General features: G+C 41.8%; 15 protein-coding genes and 1 riboswitch. Of the genes, 9 read left to right on the forward strand and 6 right to left on the reverse strand.

Features of this window, described 5'->3' with window-relative positions:
• Nucleotides 1-6: 6 nt before the first annotated feature.
• Nucleotides 7-453: a hypothetical protein gene (locus tag F2B13_RS04550; protein WP_149303373.1), complete on the reverse strand. Its 447-nt coding sequence runs from the start codon at nt 451-453 to the stop codon at nt 7-9.
• Nucleotides 440-949, reverse strand: coding sequence for an RNA polymerase sigma factor (locus F2B13_RS04555; protein ID WP_149303374.1), 510 nt, complete (start codon nt 947-949; stop codon nt 440-442). The genes F2B13_RS04550 and F2B13_RS04555 overlap by 14 nt, the downstream gene beginning before the upstream one ends.
• A 235-nt stretch (nt 950-1,184) precedes the next feature.
• On the opposite strand from F2B13_RS04555, the gene F2B13_RS04560 reads away from it, so the two are divergent.
• Nucleotides 1,185-2,675, forward strand: coding sequence for a S41 family peptidase (locus F2B13_RS04560; protein ID WP_149303376.1), 1,491 nt, complete (start codon nt 1,185-1,187; stop codon nt 2,673-2,675).
• 81 nt (nt 2,676-2,756) lie between these two features.
• Nucleotides 2,757-4,241, forward strand: coding sequence for a S41 family peptidase (locus tag F2B13_RS04565; protein WP_149276095.1), 1,485 nt, complete (start codon nt 2,757-2,759; stop codon nt 4,239-4,241).
• 184 nt (nt 4,242-4,425) lie between these two features.
• Here F2B13_RS04565 and F2B13_RS04570 read toward each other — a convergent pair whose 3' ends face one another.
• On the reverse strand, nt 4,426-5,481 hold the full coding sequence (locus tag F2B13_RS04570) for a YncE family protein (RefSeq protein WP_149276096.1): 1,056 nt from the start codon (nt 5,479-5,481) through the stop codon (nt 4,426-4,428).
• A gap of 15 nt (nt 5,482-5,496) precedes the next feature.
• Complete coding sequence (locus tag F2B13_RS04575) at nt 5,497-7,344, reverse strand: TonB-dependent receptor (protein WP_149276097.1); 1,848 nt, start codon at nt 7,342-7,344, stop codon at nt 5,497-5,499.
• Between the two features lie 33 nt (nt 7,345-7,377).
• Nucleotides 7,378-7,633: riboswitch (cobalamin riboswitch) on the reverse strand.
• Between the two features lie 268 nt (nt 7,634-7,901).
• Here F2B13_RS04575 and F2B13_RS04580 point away from each other — a divergent pair.
• From F2B13_RS04580 to F2B13_RS04605, 6 genes are all read left to right on the forward strand, one after another.
• Nucleotides 7,902-9,086, forward strand: a complete 1,185-nt coding sequence (locus F2B13_RS04580) for an ABC transporter substrate-binding protein (RefSeq protein WP_149276098.1) — start codon at nt 7,902-7,904, stop codon at nt 9,084-9,086.
• Nucleotides 9,087-9,122: 36 nt separating this feature from the next.
• A complete protein-coding gene (locus F2B13_RS04585; protein WP_149276099.1) occupies nt 9,123-10,118 on the forward strand; it encodes a FecCD family ABC transporter permease in 996 nt (331 codons plus the stop codon).
• 3 nt (nt 10,119-10,121) lie between these two features.
• A complete protein-coding gene (locus tag F2B13_RS04590; protein WP_149276100.1) occupies nt 10,122-10,904 on the forward strand; it encodes an ABC transporter ATP-binding protein in 783 nt (260 codons plus the stop codon).
• A 62-nt stretch (nt 10,905-10,966) separates the two neighbouring features.
• Nucleotides 10,967-12,310, forward strand: coding sequence for a DNA recombination protein RmuC (gene rmuC, locus F2B13_RS04595; protein WP_149276101.1), 1,344 nt, complete (start codon nt 10,967-10,969; stop codon nt 12,308-12,310).
• Nucleotides 12,311-12,379: 69 nt separating this feature from the next.
• On the forward strand, nt 12,380-12,745 hold the full coding sequence (locus F2B13_RS04600; RefSeq protein ID WP_149276102.1) for a 6-phosphogluconate dehydrogenase: 366 nt from the start codon (nt 12,380-12,382) through the stop codon (nt 12,743-12,745).
• Between the two features lie 15 nt (nt 12,746-12,760).
• Nucleotides 12,761-13,306, forward strand: a complete 546-nt coding sequence (locus F2B13_RS04605) for an acyl-CoA thioesterase (protein ID WP_149276103.1) — start codon at nt 12,761-12,763, stop codon at nt 13,304-13,306.
• Here F2B13_RS04605 and pgl read toward each other — a convergent pair.
• Both pgl and zwf read right to left on the reverse strand, forming a co-directional pair.
• Nucleotides 13,293-14,012: a 6-phosphogluconolactonase gene (gene pgl, locus F2B13_RS04610; RefSeq protein ID WP_149276104.1), complete on the reverse strand. Its 720-nt coding sequence runs from the start codon at nt 14,010-14,012 to the stop codon at nt 13,293-13,295. The two genes, F2B13_RS04605 and pgl, sit on opposite strands and share 14 nt — an antisense overlap.
• An 81-nt stretch (nt 14,013-14,093) precedes the next feature.
• Nucleotides 14,094-15,623 carry a glucose-6-phosphate dehydrogenase gene (gene zwf, locus F2B13_RS04615; protein ID WP_149276105.1) on the reverse strand — a complete coding sequence of 510 codons (1,530 nt, stop codon included), beginning with the start codon at nt 15,621-15,623 and terminating at the stop codon, nt 14,094-14,096.
• A 163-nt stretch (nt 15,624-15,786) separates the two neighbouring features.
• Here zwf and gndA point away from each other — a divergent pair, with 163 nt between their 5' ends.
• Nucleotides 15,787-17,193, forward strand: a complete 1,407-nt coding sequence (gndA, locus tag F2B13_RS04620; RefSeq protein ID WP_149276106.1) for an NADP-dependent phosphogluconate dehydrogenase — start codon at nt 15,787-15,789, stop codon at nt 17,191-17,193.
• Nucleotides 17,194-17,210: the final 17 nt, after the last annotated feature.

The following is a 17,210-nucleotide window of genomic DNA, read 5'->3' on the forward strand; positions in this document are numbered from 1 at the left end:
TTTAAATTAATTTTTGTTGTAAACTTTATCTTTAGCTTCGACGAATTCATTTAAATACGCTACTTTTTCGGTACCTCTTTCAAAATTCTGCGCCAATAGATCCAATGCTTTTTTGGTTTCTTCGTACGCATAACGGGCTCGCTGCTTTTCGAGTTGCTTTTCGTCTTGATAGCTCTTACCGAAATACACACCTAATAACAAAACCGTTACTGCCGCTACGGACAACCATTTATAGCTCCAAGTAGACTTGGTATTTTTTTGGCTCAATGGGATACTTTTGGTAAACTTTTCTTCCTTAGAGGTCGAAAAATAGGAGAAGAGGGGAGCGTATTGCTCTAAATGTTGAGCCACCTCACCTTGTGAGAAATATGCTCTCAACTTTTCTTCCTCGGAAAGCGTAGTTTCACCTTCGAAGTACCTTTCCAATAATCTTTCTATTTTATCCAATTCCATAATTATGTTTTTGAATCAATTTTTCCCTCACTGTTTTTCGTGCCCTAGATAAGGCCACACGTACTGCCGTAGGTTTCATTTCCAACATTTCGGAAATCTCATCGTAATCATACGCTTCGATATCCCGCAATTGCAAGACCATTTTCTGTTGTTCGGGGAGTTCTTCCATAATTTTTTGCACCCATGAAACACTATCGTTGGCCTCTATTTTTTTCTGTAAAGAGCTGTCATTCTCCCTATAATTACTATGCACTAACTTAAGATTGCTCGCTTGTCTAGATTTCAGACGGTCAAGACAGAAGTTCTTGGTCATCGTCATGGCAAAGGCCTCCACATTATTATAGGTTCCCATTTTTTTACTTTTCGACCACAACTTCAACAAAATTTCTTGCGTCGCATCCTCCGCTTCTTCGCGTGATACTAAAAGACGTTTTGCCAAGCGATACAACTTATCTTGAAATGGCGTCACTATTTTTAAAAACTCCGCTTGTTGCATTATTAGGTACGACTTGTTTTTGTAACCTACCAGTTGGTTATATTAGGAAGACGAAATAGCCTCCAATTTGTTACAAATTATTTTTTATTGTTTTTAAAGTAAGTAATTTAGACCTGTTAACACTAATTACCTCAATATCTAGTTTGAACCCATTGTGCCCCAAAATCCTAGGTATTTCTTTAATGTGGAACGATAATTGCTTAAGTTCCATGTTGGTTTTAAAATTCAAAAAACTATGAAAAAGTATATATGGCTCCTTGCTATGGGGCTTTTATTCGTGAACTGTTCGAATGATGACAATATCATTCCCGAGCCCGAAATAGAACAGGAAAAACCCGTTCAGACCGTCGATGATTATCCAGTACAGGACTTTATATGGACGGTAATGAATACCTTCTATTTTTGGCAGGGAGATGTACCCGAACTGGCAGACAGCAAAGCAACGAACGAAGATGACTATGTGTCCTTTTTATCAGAAAATGATGATCCTGCAAGCTTTTTTTACGATAGATTACTTTTCAGCGAAGATAGATTTAGTGCCGTGAGCGATGATTATCGAGACTTGGTAAATTCATTGCAGGGCATATCCAAGAGTAACGGTTTGGAATTCGGCCTATCTTTTTTCGGCAACAATAATGAAGTATTCGGTTACGTGCAATATGTGATCAAGAACTCCAACGCCTCCAGTTCTGATATTCGACGCGGCGATATTTTTGTAACCGTAGATGGAAACCAATTGTACTACAACTCGGCTGAAGACAATAATTTGGATCTTCTCTTCGGATCGAACGATACCTACACTTTAGGTATGGCAGACATTGTAGACCAGACCATCGTGCCCAATGGTACAGAAATCACCTTGACAAAACAGGAAGGCTTGGGCGAAGATCCGATCTTTATTGATAAAGTTATTGAACAGGGAGGCATAAAAGTCGGTTATCTAATGTACAATATGTTCTTGGCCGACTACGATGATAAACTTAACGATGTGTTCGGTAATTTTTCAGACCAAGGTATTTCTGAGCTCATCTTAGATTTCCGATACAACCCTGGTGGTAGGGTGACTTCGGCCATACAGATTGCAAGTTCAGTTTACGGCACCCAAACCGACGAGATTTTTATAAGGCCGCGCTTTAACAATAAATTACAACAGGATTTCGGAACTCCCGATTATTTTACCGATGTAACTTTTGATAGCGAGACCCCTATAAATACGTTGAAGTTAGATCGGGTATATGTTATTACCACGGAAGCAACTGCCTCCGCTAGCGAACTTGTTATCAATGGCTTGGAGCCCTATGTAGACGTGATTCAAATAGGCACCCTTACAACGGGCAAGAATGAATTCTCGAATACCTTCGTAGATGATCCGGAGAACGCCTATTTTTATGACCCTGACCGGGTCAACGAAATCAATCCGAACAACATGTGGGCCATTCAACCCCTTTTAGGCCGTAATGAAAATGCCGATGGCTTTTCGGATTACACTTCGGGTTTGGTTCCCGATTACCAATTAGAAGAGGATATTGCGAACTTAGGTACTTTAGGGGATGAAAACGAACCACTATTGGCACGTACACTATCCGTTATTTCAGGGACAACGGCAAAAGCAGACTTTGCACCGGAATTCCCCGTTAAATATGTGACCAATTCTAAAATGTTCAAATTTGAAGGAAGCTCAATGCTTATGGACGGGTTGATCAAACCTAAAAAAACCACGCATTAAAAATAAGAAGGCGCTTTTCACGTTAGCATGCTAGGGAACCTGCTCTTCTTCAAGAATTATCTTTGACAATTACTATAAATCATGATCAAGATTGCTCCATTTGGTTTTATTTTATCATTGCTCTTCTTAATCTCCTGTTCGAAAGACGATGATGTTTTTACGATACCCGATACGGTTGATCCTGATCCTTCTGCTAATGCGCAGGTACAGGATTTCATGTGGAAGGCAATGAACTTTTGGTATTTTTGGCAGGCGGACGTCGATAATCTTGCAGACGATAGGTTTCCAAACACCGATGCTGGTTCAAAGGCATATACCGAATTCTTGACTTTGGAAAGCGACCCCGGTGCCTTCTTCGATAACCAACTTCTGTTTTCTGAAGATCGCTTTAGTTTTTATTCCGATGACTATGTGGAGCTGACACAGTCACTTGCTGGTATTTCAAAAAGTAATGGATTGGTTTTCGGTTTGGTAAGGCTAGATGGCGGTAGCGAAATTTTTGGCTATGTGCAGTATGTAATTCCAGATTCCGATGCTTCGACCAAGAATATTTCTAGAGGAAGTCTTTTTACCGGAGTAAATGGTATTACCCTTACCGATGGTAATTATAAGGATTTGCTTTTTGGCGCAAACGACACCTATACCTTGAACATGGCATCGGTCGTTAACGGGGAAGTTACCCCAAACAACGATGAAGTTACGTTAACAAAGGAGGTAGGGTTACAGGAAAATCCCGTTTTTTTGAATCAGATTATAGAAATAGGGTCAAGAAAAGTAGCTTATGTCGTATATAATGGATTCATAAACGAGTTTGACGAAGAGTTAAACGATCTTTTCGGCCGTCTCAAGTCTAGCGGAACAACCGACCTAATACTTGACCTGAGATACAATCCCGGCGGATCGGTAAAAACCGCTTCCTTTTTGGCTAGTATGATTTACGACACCAACACCAAAGACGTATTCTTAAAGGCTAGGTACAACGACAAATACCAGGCCGTGCTGGAAAAGTCCAATACCGACGTACACCGTTATTTTGCAGACAAGACAGAAAAGGGAAGCAGTATTAACACCTTAAATCTTGATCAGGTCTATATATTGACCACTTCGGGAACAGCATCTGCCAGTGAATTGGTAATCAATGGATTAGCTCCTTATGTCGATGTAGTTCAAATCGGGGATGTCACTCGTGGTAAAAACGAGTTTTCAGTTACCATGGTCGATGATAGGGAAAACAACTATTTGTACAATCCGCAACGGGTATCCAGAATAAATTCGAATAATAGCTGGGCTATTCAACCTTTACTGGGGCGCAATGAAAACGCAGATGGTTTTTCAGAGTATACCTCAGGCTTGGTGCCAGACATAGAACTAAAGGAAGACTTGGCTAATCTTGGTATATTGGGAGATTTGAACGAACCGCTTTTGGCCAAGGCCTTAAGTCTTATAACGGGAACGACAAAAGCAGAATTTATTCCAAAGATGCCCATAGAGACCATCACCCACTCCAAAATGTTCAGCCCCATAGGAGATACTATGTATGTAACAGATATTCCCGTTTTAAAGTAATCACAACGCTTTTTCTAAAGTATGGGTGCTGACACCGGCAACCGGTTTAATGACGAACACCAAACGATTTTAGACTCTTAGATCCTTCTCTTTTAAGGGCTGATAGTTCAAAAAACTAGAAAACATGGGCTCTTCCACCATTTCAAAATTGTGAATCATAAGAAAACAAACTTTAAACCTGATTCTAATTGAAGTATATGCCGCCTGGGACTAAACCCACTTGTACACTTTCTATTAGATCTTTAGTCATCAAATCATAGACATGTAGGTCGCCTTTACTGGCAAAGTCTTTAGCATCGCTACCATAAAGTTTTCCACGGTTCACCGTCATTGCGTAAAAAGAAACATTAGTGATATACGCTTCATTGGGTACAGTAGCATCTCCACTAGAAAAAGCATACACCCCATCTCCAAGGCTATAATATAGGCTATTGCCCTCTCCACAGAGGTTAGCAGGATGCTGGGTGTTTGAAAAATCAAAAGAGGTTTCAATAGTATTGTCGTTCACATTAATCTTGGAAAGAACTCCCGGAGTTTCGGTACCGGTGTAGGCCGGTGCACCTCCTGAGAGCACCCATAATGTCCCATGTGCATCCCAATATAATGAATTCGGAAAATCTCCTACCGTAAGTGTTTTCAAGACCTTATCGATACTGGAATCGATGACGGAAACCTGATTGTTTTGCCCAAACCCACCCTCATGGGCTACATACACAAAGTCATTGTTCGCGGTTATGGTCTCCGGTCCCAAAACCACAGGAATCGTCTGAGTTACCGTATTCGTCTCTAAATTTATGACTGCTATGAAATCGTCGGCTTCGTCGGCAGGGTCTCCCCAATTGGTAACGTATCCCTTACCATTTGAAACCGTGAAGAATCTCGGGTTCTCAAGGCCCTCGTTAATCAAGGCGACGCTGTTAAACGTAAAGCGGTCAACGACCTGTATGCTATGTGAATTATTGACAACGATATAGGCACGGTCCCCCTCAAACCCGATAGATTGAACTATATTGCCCAGGTCTTCTGCGTTTTTCTTTTTAAAGATGGATTCTTCTACAACTGTAAAGTCATCGGAAATAAAAGTCACCGTACCGCTACCAGCATTAAAAGGCCCTTCGTTCGTGACCAAAATACCATTTCTATACGTCTCTTCCCTGCTTATTGTAATTGAATCGTCATCACTACTACACCCCAGGATGAGTGCACTTAAAGTCAAAATAGCTATTAAAAATCGTTGCATTTTTATTTTTCTTGTTTAAAGGTTCATAGTTAGTCGTAAAGTGATATGTCTGCCAGGCATTGGTAGATAAGCTACATTCTGATAGTTTTTATTAAAAAGGTTGTCCATTTGAACCTGGGCGTGTGTTTTTAGCTTTTCCCCGACATCAAAACCCCTTCCGAAACCAAGGTTCGATACCGTATAACTAGATAGGCTATCCGAATTATCCGAAGTAATAAAGACCCTATCATTAAAGAACAACTGGTGAAAAAACTCCCATTTACCGAAAGAATAGGTCAAGTTCGAAGTGAATTTATGCCGGGGCGAATACATTAAAAATTGGTCTGAAATGATATCCTTGGCATGGGTATAGGCATAACTATTATTGAATGCTAGTTGGTGTTTTCCCCATTTCTCGGAGAGGTTGAGTGAGACTTCTACGCCATAATTCTCAGCCCTATTTACGTTGACCGGCATCCATATTCCCATGGCATCGGGGCGCCATTGAATAAGGTCATCCGAAGCAATATAAAATGCGGTACATTCGAAACGATATTTATTTCCGATGAATCTTTGCCCAATTTCGACCTGCCATGCCGATTCGGGTCGCACCTCCGGATTTCCTCGTGATCCCGCGTCAAACTGCCAATAGATATCATTGAAAGTGGGGATTCTATAATTTTTTGATCCGTTGACATACATTTCATAATGCTTACCAAGCTCAAATTTGGCATGGGCCGAATACACCAAAGGGCTTTCGAAATCACTTACGAATTCTTTCCGCAATCCTATTCCATAGGTAACTTTTTCACCTAGATTATGTTTCATGAGAAGTGTGGTAGCCCAAGTATTTCTCTTTGTGCTCGTGATGGCATTCCCAGTAGCCGCACTATGGGTGTAAACCAACAGGGCATTGACAATAAATTCTTTATACTGCACCTTATAGTCATAATCGAATAAAAGGCTTTTCGTATTCCCAGAGGAGTACTCATCCCTCTGTTTATTGGGATAGTATCTATATTTTTCATAGAGGTATGCCAGTTTCAAACGGCCTATGTTTCTATTCTTAAAATGGTCCCATTCAAGCAAGTTCCGAGAGTTTATATCGATATAATTTGCATTCGAAGGCGCGGTTAGGGTGCCCGAAAAATCGCGATTTCCCAGAAAAGTATGGTGATAGAGTTTCAGTAAATGACCTTCCGATAGGTGATATCCTATATTAGCATTGATAGAGGCGGTTTCAAACGCACCGTTTTCGTTTTTTTTATCGGTATCGAGATACGCATAATCATTTTCTGAATTGATATAGTTGATCCCAAGCCCAGCGGCCATTTTCTCGTGACCAACAGATAGCTTATAATTAGCAGATTTTGTATCAAAACTTCCCAGGGTCAACGCCAGTTCATTTCTAGAGTGTTCCTCAAAGTTGAATACATCATTTAAATGTATGCTACCTCCTATCGCACCACTCCCGAACTGAACGCTACCCCCACCACTACGCATACTGACGTTCCCATAGTTTCGGGGCACCAGCGTATTAAAATCGACCTGGCCCGTCAATTGGGAATTAATGTTAATACCGTTCCAAACTACGGCGGTTTGGGAAGCCCCAGTACCTCTAAAAGAAGGAGTAGCCAACATACCTCTCCCGTTCTCCTTTAGATAGATAGAGCTATTAAAACGTAACAGGTCGGTGAGCGAATTACCATTTCTTGTTAATACGGAAGGAGTAAGGGTTTCTACCTTTTTAGCATCGGCAAAATGCAGTAACCTGATGTCGGTCAAGACGACCTCATCGAGTACAGTGATACTATCCTTTTGCCCAGTAACGGACATACAGGAAGCATATAGTAATAGAAATACTATAGAATTTTTAAGATTCATTCACTTGAAGGCCTTTTACCCGAAAGCCCAGTTTTAGGGTTATGAATCTTGGCAGGTCTCCTGACTTGCGTACTACCATTGACCTTCCCGCCCGTCAATAAAATAACCTTCAGGCAGTGGTATTGGAGAAAATGGTAGTCACCTCTTAAACTTCGTAAAAAATTTTCAAGGCAAAGCTTACAGTTGCGGGAACAGTTCCGGAATTTTCGCTTACAATAAAGTGAAATCGAATCACCGGATTCCCTTTTAATCACATGCTACAATGTGAACCACTATTCGAAGGCGAAAATAAGGACTATTGGCTAATTAATCTTCTTTTTTCTTGTTCATTTTTAGTAAAAGCCAAATAAATCCAACGATAAAATGTAATGCAATTACACCCGCAACTAGGTAAATTATGATGTTTGATCCACTTCTCATAATCTTGATTTCTGACGAATTTAATAAGTAGGGACCTAATGAAACATGACTTTTGCTACCTTGCGATTTCAAATTTAATCGTATACTGCATACGCCTCTTCCGAGAAAGATTATAGCAGTAGACGAAAACTGAAAAGATGTATATTTTGTTAGGTAAAGGTTTTAGCCATCGGGCGGTCAAGTACGGTATCGGAATATTTCTGATCTTAAGTACCGCTTGCAAACAAAATCACGACAAGGCAACCCATCCCGACGTTGCAAAGACAACCCCATACGATATCAGTTACGCCCAAGGCTTTAGTATAGAGAAATCCGCTTCGGGAGTTAGCATAGTACATTTAAAATCACCTTGGCCAAATGCCGATACGTCTTTTTCCTATGCCTTGGTACCTAGGGAAAAATTGGCGACGATTACCTTGAACAAAGATGCGTATGATGCAATCATACCCGTACCGGTGAAAAGCATTGTAGCAACTTCCACCACCCATATTCCGGCCTTGGAGGCCCTTGGCGTTTCCGATAAATTAGTAGGCTTTCCGAATACGGATTTTATATCATCGAAAACCACACGGCAACGCATCGATAAGGGATTGGTAGCGGAACTGGGTAACAACGAAACCATTAATTCAGAAATCGTTCTCGAACTCCACCCCGAACTCTTTGTGGGCTTTGGTATAAACGATGAAAATAGGGCCTATAAGACGATAAAAAAAGCAAAAATACCCGTTGTTTATAATGGAGATTGGATAGAAGAATCCCCATTGGGCAAGGCAGAATGGATCAAGTTTTTTGCGGTTTTCTTTGGAAAGGAAAAAGAGGCCGATAGTATTTTTAAAAACATAGCCCTTTCTTATCAAAAGGTGAAAAATTTAGCCGTTAGGGCTAAGGAAAAACCATCGGTGCTGACCGGAGGTCTTTACAAAGATGTATGGCATGTGGCAGGTGGAAAAAGCTGGATGGCCGAATTCATAAAAGATGCAAAAGGCGATTATCTATGGTCAGCTTCGGAAAAAACAGGAGGAATCGCGCTTAGTATGGAGTCGGTACTCGACAAAGCCAAAACTGCCGACTATTGGTTGAACCCTTCCATGTTGACCTCTTATGAGGACATGATAGCGGCCAATCGCCATTATACCCAATTCGAAGCATACAAAAAACAGCATGTGTATACGAATACACTCGCGAAAGGGCCGACGGGCGGATTGATGTTCTATGAACAAGCTCCCCAACGCCCCGACTTAGTATTGAGAGACCTAGTTCATATATTTCATAACGAACTGCTCCCCGACCATCGACTTATTTTCTTCAAACCCTTGAAATAAGTGGTAAAAAAGCCCAAATATCGATTGTCATTTATAATGCTAGGTCTAATATTGGGCGTTGCATTTCTTGCGAATATCAGTCTTGGATCGGTAATGATTCCTTTTTCAGATACTTTCCGGATTCTTTTTGGAGGGCATATTGAGCATACTTCATGGGATTATATTATTTGGGAATACCGAATTCCCAAAGCTTTAACGGCCATTTTATCGGGCGGAGGTTTGGCCTTGAGCGGCCTATTGATGCAAACCCTATTTAGAAATCCTCTGGCAGGGCCTTTTGTATTGGGTATAAGTTCCGGAGCAAGCTTAGGTGCAGCCATTTTAATAATGGGAGCAGGACTTTTTACCGGCTTTACTGCGTTCGGTATCGTGAACGACCTTTCTATAGCCATGGCTTCAAGCATGGGTAGCTTTTTGGTCTTGCTAGTTGTCATGGCCGTTGCATCAAAAATAAAAGACACTATGGCTCTTCTCATTATTGGCCTGATGTTCGGTAGCATTACCGCTGCCCTTGTAAGCGTGCTTTCTTATTTTACAGAGGCTGAGAAGCTGAGGCAATTCGTTTATTGGTCTTTTGGTAGTGTCGGCAATCTAACGTGGTACCAATTGACGTTACTTTCCAGTATAGTCTTATTGGGCATTTTAATCAGTATAAGTGCAATCAAATCGCTAAACGCTTATTTATTGGGTGAGCGTTATGCCAAAAGTTTAGGGGTAAACGTCAAAAAATCCCGGTACACCATCATTATAACCACAGGTTTACTTGCGGGTGGTATTACCGCCTTTGCCGGACCCATTGCCTTTGTAGGATTAGCGGTACCCCATCTGAGCCGTCAAATTTTTGATACGACCGACCACAAGATCCTAGTACCGGCCGTATTGATCTATGGGGGTATTTTAATGCTGGTCTGCGATACCATTGCCCAGTGGCCCGGTTCGGAACATATACTGCCCATTAACGCGATAACAAGTATTTTTGGTGCTCCGGTAGTTATTTGGTTATTGGTCAATAAAAGAAAAATGGTGTTTTAGGTAATGGAGGCTAAAGAAAAACGTATTACTTTGAATGCGAAAGATTTGACTATTGGCTATGGTAAAAAAATCGTGGCAAAAGACATCAATCTTAGCCTAAAGGCGGGCGAATTGAGCGCCATTGTGGGAATCAATGGTATCGGTAAATCGACCCTATTGCGAACCCTCGGTAACTTGCAACCCCTTATTGATGGAGTCATTGACATCGATGGAAATTCTTTAACAACCTATCAGCCCGACCAACTTGCCACTAAAATAAGTATCGTCTTGACGGAGCCCCTGATCGCCAATAACTTGACCGTTTTTGAATTGATAGCCTTGGGGCGCCAACCTTACACCAATTGGTGGGGAACCTTGAGGCAAAGAGATACCGATAAGATCAAGGATACGCTGCACATACTTGATTTAATCAACCTTAAGAACAAAAAATGTTACGAACTCAGTGACGGTCAGCTACAAAGGGTACTTTTGGCCAGGGCATTGGCCCAAGATACACCTATCATTTTATTGGACGAACCGACAACACACCTCGACCTATACCATAAAGTTCATATTTTCAAGTTGCTGAAGACCATTGCCCATGAAATGGAAAAAACTATTGTACTGACTACCCATGAAATTGAAATGGCGATACAATTATGCGATAATATCGTATTGCTCGAAGGTGATAAAAACACCAGTGGTGAGCCTTGTGAGCTCATTGCACAACATGCTTTTGATACGCTTTTTCCATCGGACACCGTCTCTTTCGATGCAACCACAGGTACTTTTAAAATTGAAAAGTAAACCTACGTATCGAAAGGTTTTGAAAGCAATCTCGTATCTTTACTTCCCACATGTAATACGATATGCACGATATCTGGATTTATCTTTTAGTCGGACTGATTTGCCTTGTCGCGGGGTATTTGTTGGGAAACTATATCCAATCGCTGAGGACCAAATCAAGCCAAAGTGCCTTACAAGAGCGTGAGCAACAACTGCATTCGAATCTTTCTGCCTTGGAGGAGCGTCTTCGTGAGAGTGAAAGGGTTAGGTTGGACTTGCAATCCGAGAAAGAACACATGGGTAACCAAATTGTTCGTTATCAAGTCGATTTAGATAACCTGCAGCTAAAGAATCGAGAGCAAAAGGAAGAGGTAGAAAAGCTTCAAGAGAAATTTACCAAAGAGTTCGAAAACCTCGCCAACAAAATACTGGAGGAGAAAAGTTTGAAGTTTACGGAGCGTAACGAAAAGAATATCAAAGACATACTGAATCCACTCAATGAAAAAATACAACTCTTTGAGAAGAAGGTCGAAGAGAGCCAAAAAGAAAATATCAGTATTCACTCTGCCCTAAAAGAACAATTGCTGAACCTACAGAGCCAAAACCTTAAGATTACCCAAGAAGCCGAAAACTTGACCAAGGCCTTGAAGGGAGACAGTAAAATGCAAGGTAATTGGGGAGAATTGGTCTTAGAAAGGGTTCTTGAAAAATCGGGATTGGAAAAAGACCGGGAATACTCGGTGCAACAGAGCTTCAAAAGAGAGGACGGCACAAGGGTACTACCCGATGTGATTATCCATCTGCCCGATGGAAAAAAGATGATCGTGGATTCTAAAGTATCATTGACCGATTACGAGCGCTTTGTCAATGCAGAAGAAGAATTGCGCGATAAATTCTTAAAAGACCATATCAATTCGTTACGGCGACATGTCGATCAATTGTCCGCTAAAAAGTATGAGGACCTATATGAGATGGAAAGTCCTGATTTTGTATTGATGTTCATCCCGATAGAACCCGCTTTTGCTATTGCTATTAACAACGATAGCTCCCTATACAATAAAGCCTTCGAGCAAAATATAGTTATCGTGACCCCTTCTACCCTTCTGGCGACCCTTCGCACGATAGACACTATGTGGAACAACGAGAAACAACAACGCAATGCTATTGAAATTGCCCGTCAGGCAGGGGCGCTTTACGATAAATTCGAGGGGTTTATAGGAGACTTGACCAAGGTTGGAAAAAAAATGGACGATGCCAAATCCGAATATAAAGGAGCCATGAACAAACTCTTTGAAGGGCGTGGAAACATAATAACGAGTATCGAAAAATTAAAAAGAATGGGGGCCAAAGCGAAGAAGTCTATTCCGGAACCCATATTACGACGTGCCGGCGAAGATGACTATGAAGAGCTCGAAAGCGGGTCCTAGTCGTAGTTTTTAGCCCTACAAACAAATACTTGAATCTTTACAAATAGCATTGAAACCTGAATCTAAAAAATGAAAAAAGCACTATTTATCACCTTAGGTGGCATTGCCGCCCTGTTTCTCTTGATCTATACCTTCATTTACTTTGTTCCCTACAGTGATGGTATTCGTTCCGGGGAGTTAATAAAGATCAGTCATAAAGGGGTTTTAGTAAAAACATGGGAAGGTGAGATCAGCCAAGGCATTTCGGGTGCCCAGATATTTGCGTTTTCTGTACTCGATAAAGACCAAGAGGTGATCGAAAAACTACAGGAATATCAGGGGCAATACGTGAAGTTAAATTATGTGGAACGATACGCGACATTCTTTTGGCTCGGAGACACAAAATATTTTATTACCAATGTACAAAAGGAAAAGTCGCCCCATGTACGAAATTAAATGATCGTCAACACGATGAAAGAATTCAAATCACCCAATGAGTCGAGAGTATCAATTACCGAGTTGATGCTACCCTCCCACTCCAATTTCGGCGGAAAAGTACATGGTGGGCATATACTTAATTTAATGGACCAGATTGCATTCGCATGTGCCTCAAAGCACTCTCAATGCTATTGTGTGACCGCATCAGTCAACCGTGTAGACTTTCTTCATCCCGTCGAAGTGGGAGAGCTCTTGACCCTTAGGGCCTCCATAAATTATACTGGAAAAACCTCGATGGTCGTCGGGGTTCGGGTGGAATCCGAAAATATAACGACCGGTGAAAAGCGCCACTGCAATTCATCCTATTTCACGATGGTCGCTAAAAGTATAGAAGGCAAAAGTAGTAACGTCCCAGGCCTGTTGATCGAGAATGAACAGGGCATCAGACGCTTTGCCCGTAGTAAAAGGCGCAAAGAAGAGGCCTTCTGGCGAGATACTCAATTCGACGCTTCGCAATTCAAAATGGAAGATCATCTTCCTCAACTTCAGGACGAAAACATCAAAATCAACCTGAAGTAAGGTGCTTCGCCGCAGCGCTGTCGAGAAACCAAAACAAGTTTTCAGATACGGGTGCGACTAAAGAAGCTGGATATTTTTCATACCCTTCTTTCCGGTCAATGATTTCCCCCACCTTTTGGGCCTTACTTTCACCAGTAACCAAAAAGGCAACTGTTTCGGCTTTGTTTATCACCTTTCCTGTAATCGTGATCCGCTGCTGCCCACTATCGGGATGTTCGGCAACAGCACATGGGGATTGGACATACCATAAATCGATATCCTCAGGAAAAATAGAGGCGGTATGGCCATCATCACCCATCCCTAGGATAATGAGATCAAATCTTGGAACGTCCTCAACGCTAGGTACTTCTTTCTTTAATACCTCGGCATAGCGTTCCGCCTCCTCGTATGGTTCGTTTTCACCTTTGATACGGTGTATGTTGCGCTCAGGAATCTTTATTTTCGACAGAAGATGTGTTAGGGTCATCTTATAGTTACTGTCGTCATCTTCGGGAGACACACAGCGTTCATCTCCCCAATAAAAATGTATGTTTTCCCAAATGTGTTCCGAAATATGGCGTGCAGCCAATTCATCGAACACAATCTTGGGCGTACTACCTCCAGAAAGCGCAACGTGTAAAGGTGATCTATCATGCATGAGATGTACTAGAAAATCCGTGAAGTTCTCCGCTACTTCTTGCTTTGTTTTTGAAATCTTTAATTCCATATGAAATCTTGTGGATATTTTGAAGATACTACTAGTTTCATACTTCGAAAAGGGTTTTAGCAGACTCTTTGCTTCACCCGATCAGCATATCACGCAATAGTTCGGATCATCGGCCAGTTGTGCACCCGGGTTCCTCCAACCCGCCGAACCTTCTATAAGATCATCGGCAGTCTCTGGCCCCCAAGTACCTGCCGAATACCCGTACACCTTTTCATCGGAGTTCTTCCAATATTCCAAAATGGGATCGACAAAGGTCCACGCCGCTTCGACTTCGTCGGCCCTTGCATAAAGTGTAGGGTCACCCTGCATGGCATCAAGAAGTAAACGCTCATAGGCCTCCATAATATGGTTTTCTACAAGGCTTGAATAATAAAAGTCAAGGTTCGCCCGTTCGACCTTGAAACCTTGTCCTGGTACCTTTACCCCAAATTTTATAAGGATTCCCTCATCAGGTTGTATTCTTATAATCAGTTTATTGTCTTTACTGTTCATTCCACTATCCTTAAATATTTGATGGTGCGGTGATTTGAAATGTATGACGACCTCGGTTACCTTGGTAGGCATTCTTTTCGCTGTGCGCACATAAAAAGGCACGTCGGCCCATCGCCAATTGTCGACAAAAAACTTAAGTGCGGCAAAAGTTTCGGTTTTTGAGTTCGGGTCTACGTTTTCTTCTTCCCTATAGCCATTGACCGCTTTACCTTCTATGGTCGAAGCAATATATTGAGCGCGCATCGTATTTTCATGTAAGGTTTTTTCGTCCTCCATCACGCGCAGTGATTTCAATGCTTTGAGTTTCTCGTTACGTATTTCTTCAGGGGATGCATTTAATGGAGGCTCCATGACCACCAATGCTACGATTTGCAACAAATGGCTCTGAAACATATCGCGTAGTGCTCCCGATTTATCATAATAGCCCCCCCGTTTTTCAACGCCCACGCTCTCCGCATTTGTAATTTCTACATGATGGATATAGTTTCGGTTCCATAACGGTTCGAAAATACTATTCGAAAAGCGCGTAACCAACAGATTTTGAACAGTTTCCTTTCCTAGATAATGATCGATTCTATAAATCTGCGATTCCTTGAAATAGCGTTGTAAAGCACGGTTTAGTTCCTTGGCCGTTTTCAGGCTATAGCCAAAGGGCTTTTCAACGATCAGTCTTTTCCAGCCCTTATCTTCCTTATGAAGGTCTTGTTCATAAAGTTCTTTGGCGATTGGTTCGTAGACCGATGGCGGTGTCGATAAATAAAAGATATAGTTGTTATCGGTATGGAACTCTTGGTTTAAAGATATAATACGATCCTTTAGGGCGGCATAGCCCGAATCCTTATCACTATTCAACTTGTGATAGAATAGTTGGCCGGAAAACTTTTCAACAACCTTTTTCTTTTTACCATTCAAATCATCTTCAAGATGTTCGCTTTCGCTAACCACATTTCTTCTAAATTCTTCATCGGATATATCACTTCTACTGGTACCTAACACTACAAAGTTTTCAGGAAGATGGCCACCAAGTGCTAAATTAAAAATGGCCGGTATAAGTTTTCTGGCCGTAAGATCTCCGGAAGCCCCGAAAATAATCAGCATTTGGTTTTCTGTTCTGTTCATACCTTTTTAAATATTATTGTCGGGATAAAAGTATCGAAAAGATAAAGCAATCGCAACGAGTTTACCCCAAGTTAATCGCACAGTATGAATAATTTCGTTTATTTTTGGTTTCATCGGTAGCTGTAGGATACCAAACACGGATTGCGGAATTTAAAATAACAAAATGGAAGAAAAGTATGACTTCGGATTGGTCGGTCTTGGTGTAATGGGACGCAATTTTATACTCAATGTAGCGGACAAGGGTTATTCGGCCTTTGGGCATGATCTCGATGCAGAAAAAGTACAGGCACTGCAAGATGAAGGAGGTCACCATGCCAAAGTAAATGCCACTACCAGTATAAAAACTTTTGTAAAGGCCTTAAAACAGCCTCGGAAAATAATGCTCTTAGTTCCAGCTGGAAAGATTGTCGATGCCGTCATCGAAAGCCTTTTACCTCATATTGACCGGGGCGATATAATTATCGATGGGGGCAATTCGTTTTTTACCGACACGGACAGAAGGGAAGAATATTTGCAAGAAAGAGCGGTAAACTTCTTCGGTGCCGGTGTTTCAGGGGGTGCCAAAGGTGCTCGCTTCGGCCCCAGTATAATGCCGGGGGGGTCTAAATCTGCCTATGCGCATATCAAGCCTATTTTTGAGGCCGTAGCCGCCAAATATAACGGAGAGCCTTGTGTTGCTTATCTGGGGCCCAGGTCATCGGGCAATTACGTAAAAATGGTACACAATGGTATTGAGTATGGCCTAATGCAATTGACCTCGGAAATCTATGACATTCTAAAAAAGGCCGGCAGCTATAGCAACGAAGAATTAAAGTCTACATTCTCGAAATGGAACGAGGGGCGATTACAATCGTTCTTAGTGGAAATAACCTCAGAGATTTTCGACAAAAAAGATGACTTGACCGATGGTAGCCTAGTCGACCAAATTCTTGATAAGGCCAAACAGAAAGGTACGGGTAAATGGACGAGCCAGAATGCTATGGATTTAGGTATTCCCGTGCCTTCGATAGACGTAGCCGTAAGCATGCGTGAACTTTCGGCCTTAAAAGCTGAACGAACCGAAGCGGATAAGCTTTACGATCGGCCTACCATTGACGAAATCGATAAGGAATATATTGAAAAAATAGCCGAAGAGGCCCTTTATTTTTCATTTATAGTCACCTACGCACAAGGGTTACACCAGCTGGCCGAAGCTTCCAAAGAATATAACTATAAACTCGATATAGCTACTATAGCTAAAATATGGAGGGCAGGTTGCATCATTAGAGCAGGTATATTGGCCGATATTACCGAGGCCTTTCAAGCCAATGAAACCCTGCCGAACTTGTTGATTTCCCCTACTTTTGTCGAAAAAATAAGCGGTACGGTAGATTCGGCAAGAAAACTGGTCGTACTAGGAGCTCAAAACGGAATTCCTCTACCGGGCCTCTCCAATTCCTTGATTTATTTCGATGCCTACACGTCGACCCGACTGCCCTTGAACCTAATACAGGCACAACGAGACTATTTTGGAAGTCACACCTACGAGCGTGTGGATAAGGAAGGTATTTTCCATACAGAATGGGGATAGGTCTTGGCGATGTTCAA

This window comes from Pareuzebyella sediminis (assembly GCF_008367235.1).
Taxonomy (GTDB): domain Bacteria; phylum Bacteroidota; class Bacteroidia; order Flavobacteriales; family Flavobacteriaceae; genus Pareuzebyella; species Pareuzebyella sediminis.

Bases quoted from the DNA above. Each gene is read 5' to 3' on its own strand.
- F2B13_RS04555 (WP_149303374.1), bottom strand. From the start codon at position 949: ATGCAACAAGCGGAGTTTTTAAAAATAGTGACGCCATTTCAAGATAAG.
- F2B13_RS04600 (WP_149276102.1), top strand. From the start codon at position 12,380: ATGAAAAAAGCACTATTTATCACCTTAGGTGGCATTGCCGCCCTGTTT.
- F2B13_RS04565 (WP_149276095.1), top strand. From the start codon at position 2,757: ATGATCAAGATTGCTCCATTTGGTTTTATTTTATCATTGCTCTTCTTA.
- F2B13_RS04550 (WP_149303373.1), bottom strand. From the start codon at position 453: ATGGAATTGGATAAAATAGAAAGATTATTGGAAAGGTACTTCGAAGGT.
- gndA (WP_149276106.1), top strand. From the start codon at position 15,787: ATGGAAGAAAAGTATGACTTCGGATTGGTCGGTCTTGGTGTAATGGGA.
- pgl (WP_149276104.1), bottom strand. From the start codon at position 14,012: ATGGAATTAAAGATTTCAAAAACAAAGCAAGAAGTAGCGGAGAACTTC.
- F2B13_RS04570 (WP_149276096.1), bottom strand. From the start codon at position 5,481: ATGCAACGATTTTTAATAGCTATTTTGACTTTAAGTGCACTCATCCTG.
- F2B13_RS04560 (WP_149303376.1), top strand. From the start codon at position 1,185: ATGAAAAAGTATATATGGCTCCTTGCTATGGGGCTTTTATTCGTGAAC.
- F2B13_RS04580 (WP_149276098.1), top strand. From the start codon at position 7,902: ATGTATATTTTGTTAGGTAAAGGTTTTAGCCATCGGGCGGTCAAGTAC.
- rmuC (WP_149276101.1), top strand. From the start codon at position 10,967: ATGCACGATATCTGGATTTATCTTTTAGTCGGACTGATTTGCCTTGTC.
- F2B13_RS04585 (WP_149276099.1), top strand. From the start codon at position 9,123: ATGCTAGGTCTAATATTGGGCGTTGCATTTCTTGCGAATATCAGTCTT.
- F2B13_RS04590 (WP_149276100.1), top strand. From the start codon at position 10,122: ATGGAGGCTAAAGAAAAACGTATTACTTTGAATGCGAAAGATTTGACT.
- F2B13_RS04605 (WP_149276103.1), top strand. From the start codon at position 12,761: ATGAAAGAATTCAAATCACCCAATGAGTCGAGAGTATCAATTACCGAG.
- F2B13_RS04575 (WP_149276097.1), bottom strand. From the start codon at position 7,344: ATGAATCTTAAAAATTCTATAGTATTTCTATTACTATATGCTTCCTGT.
- zwf (WP_149276105.1), bottom strand. From the start codon at position 15,623: ATGAACAGAACAGAAAACCAAATGCTGATTATTTTCGGGGCTTCCGGA.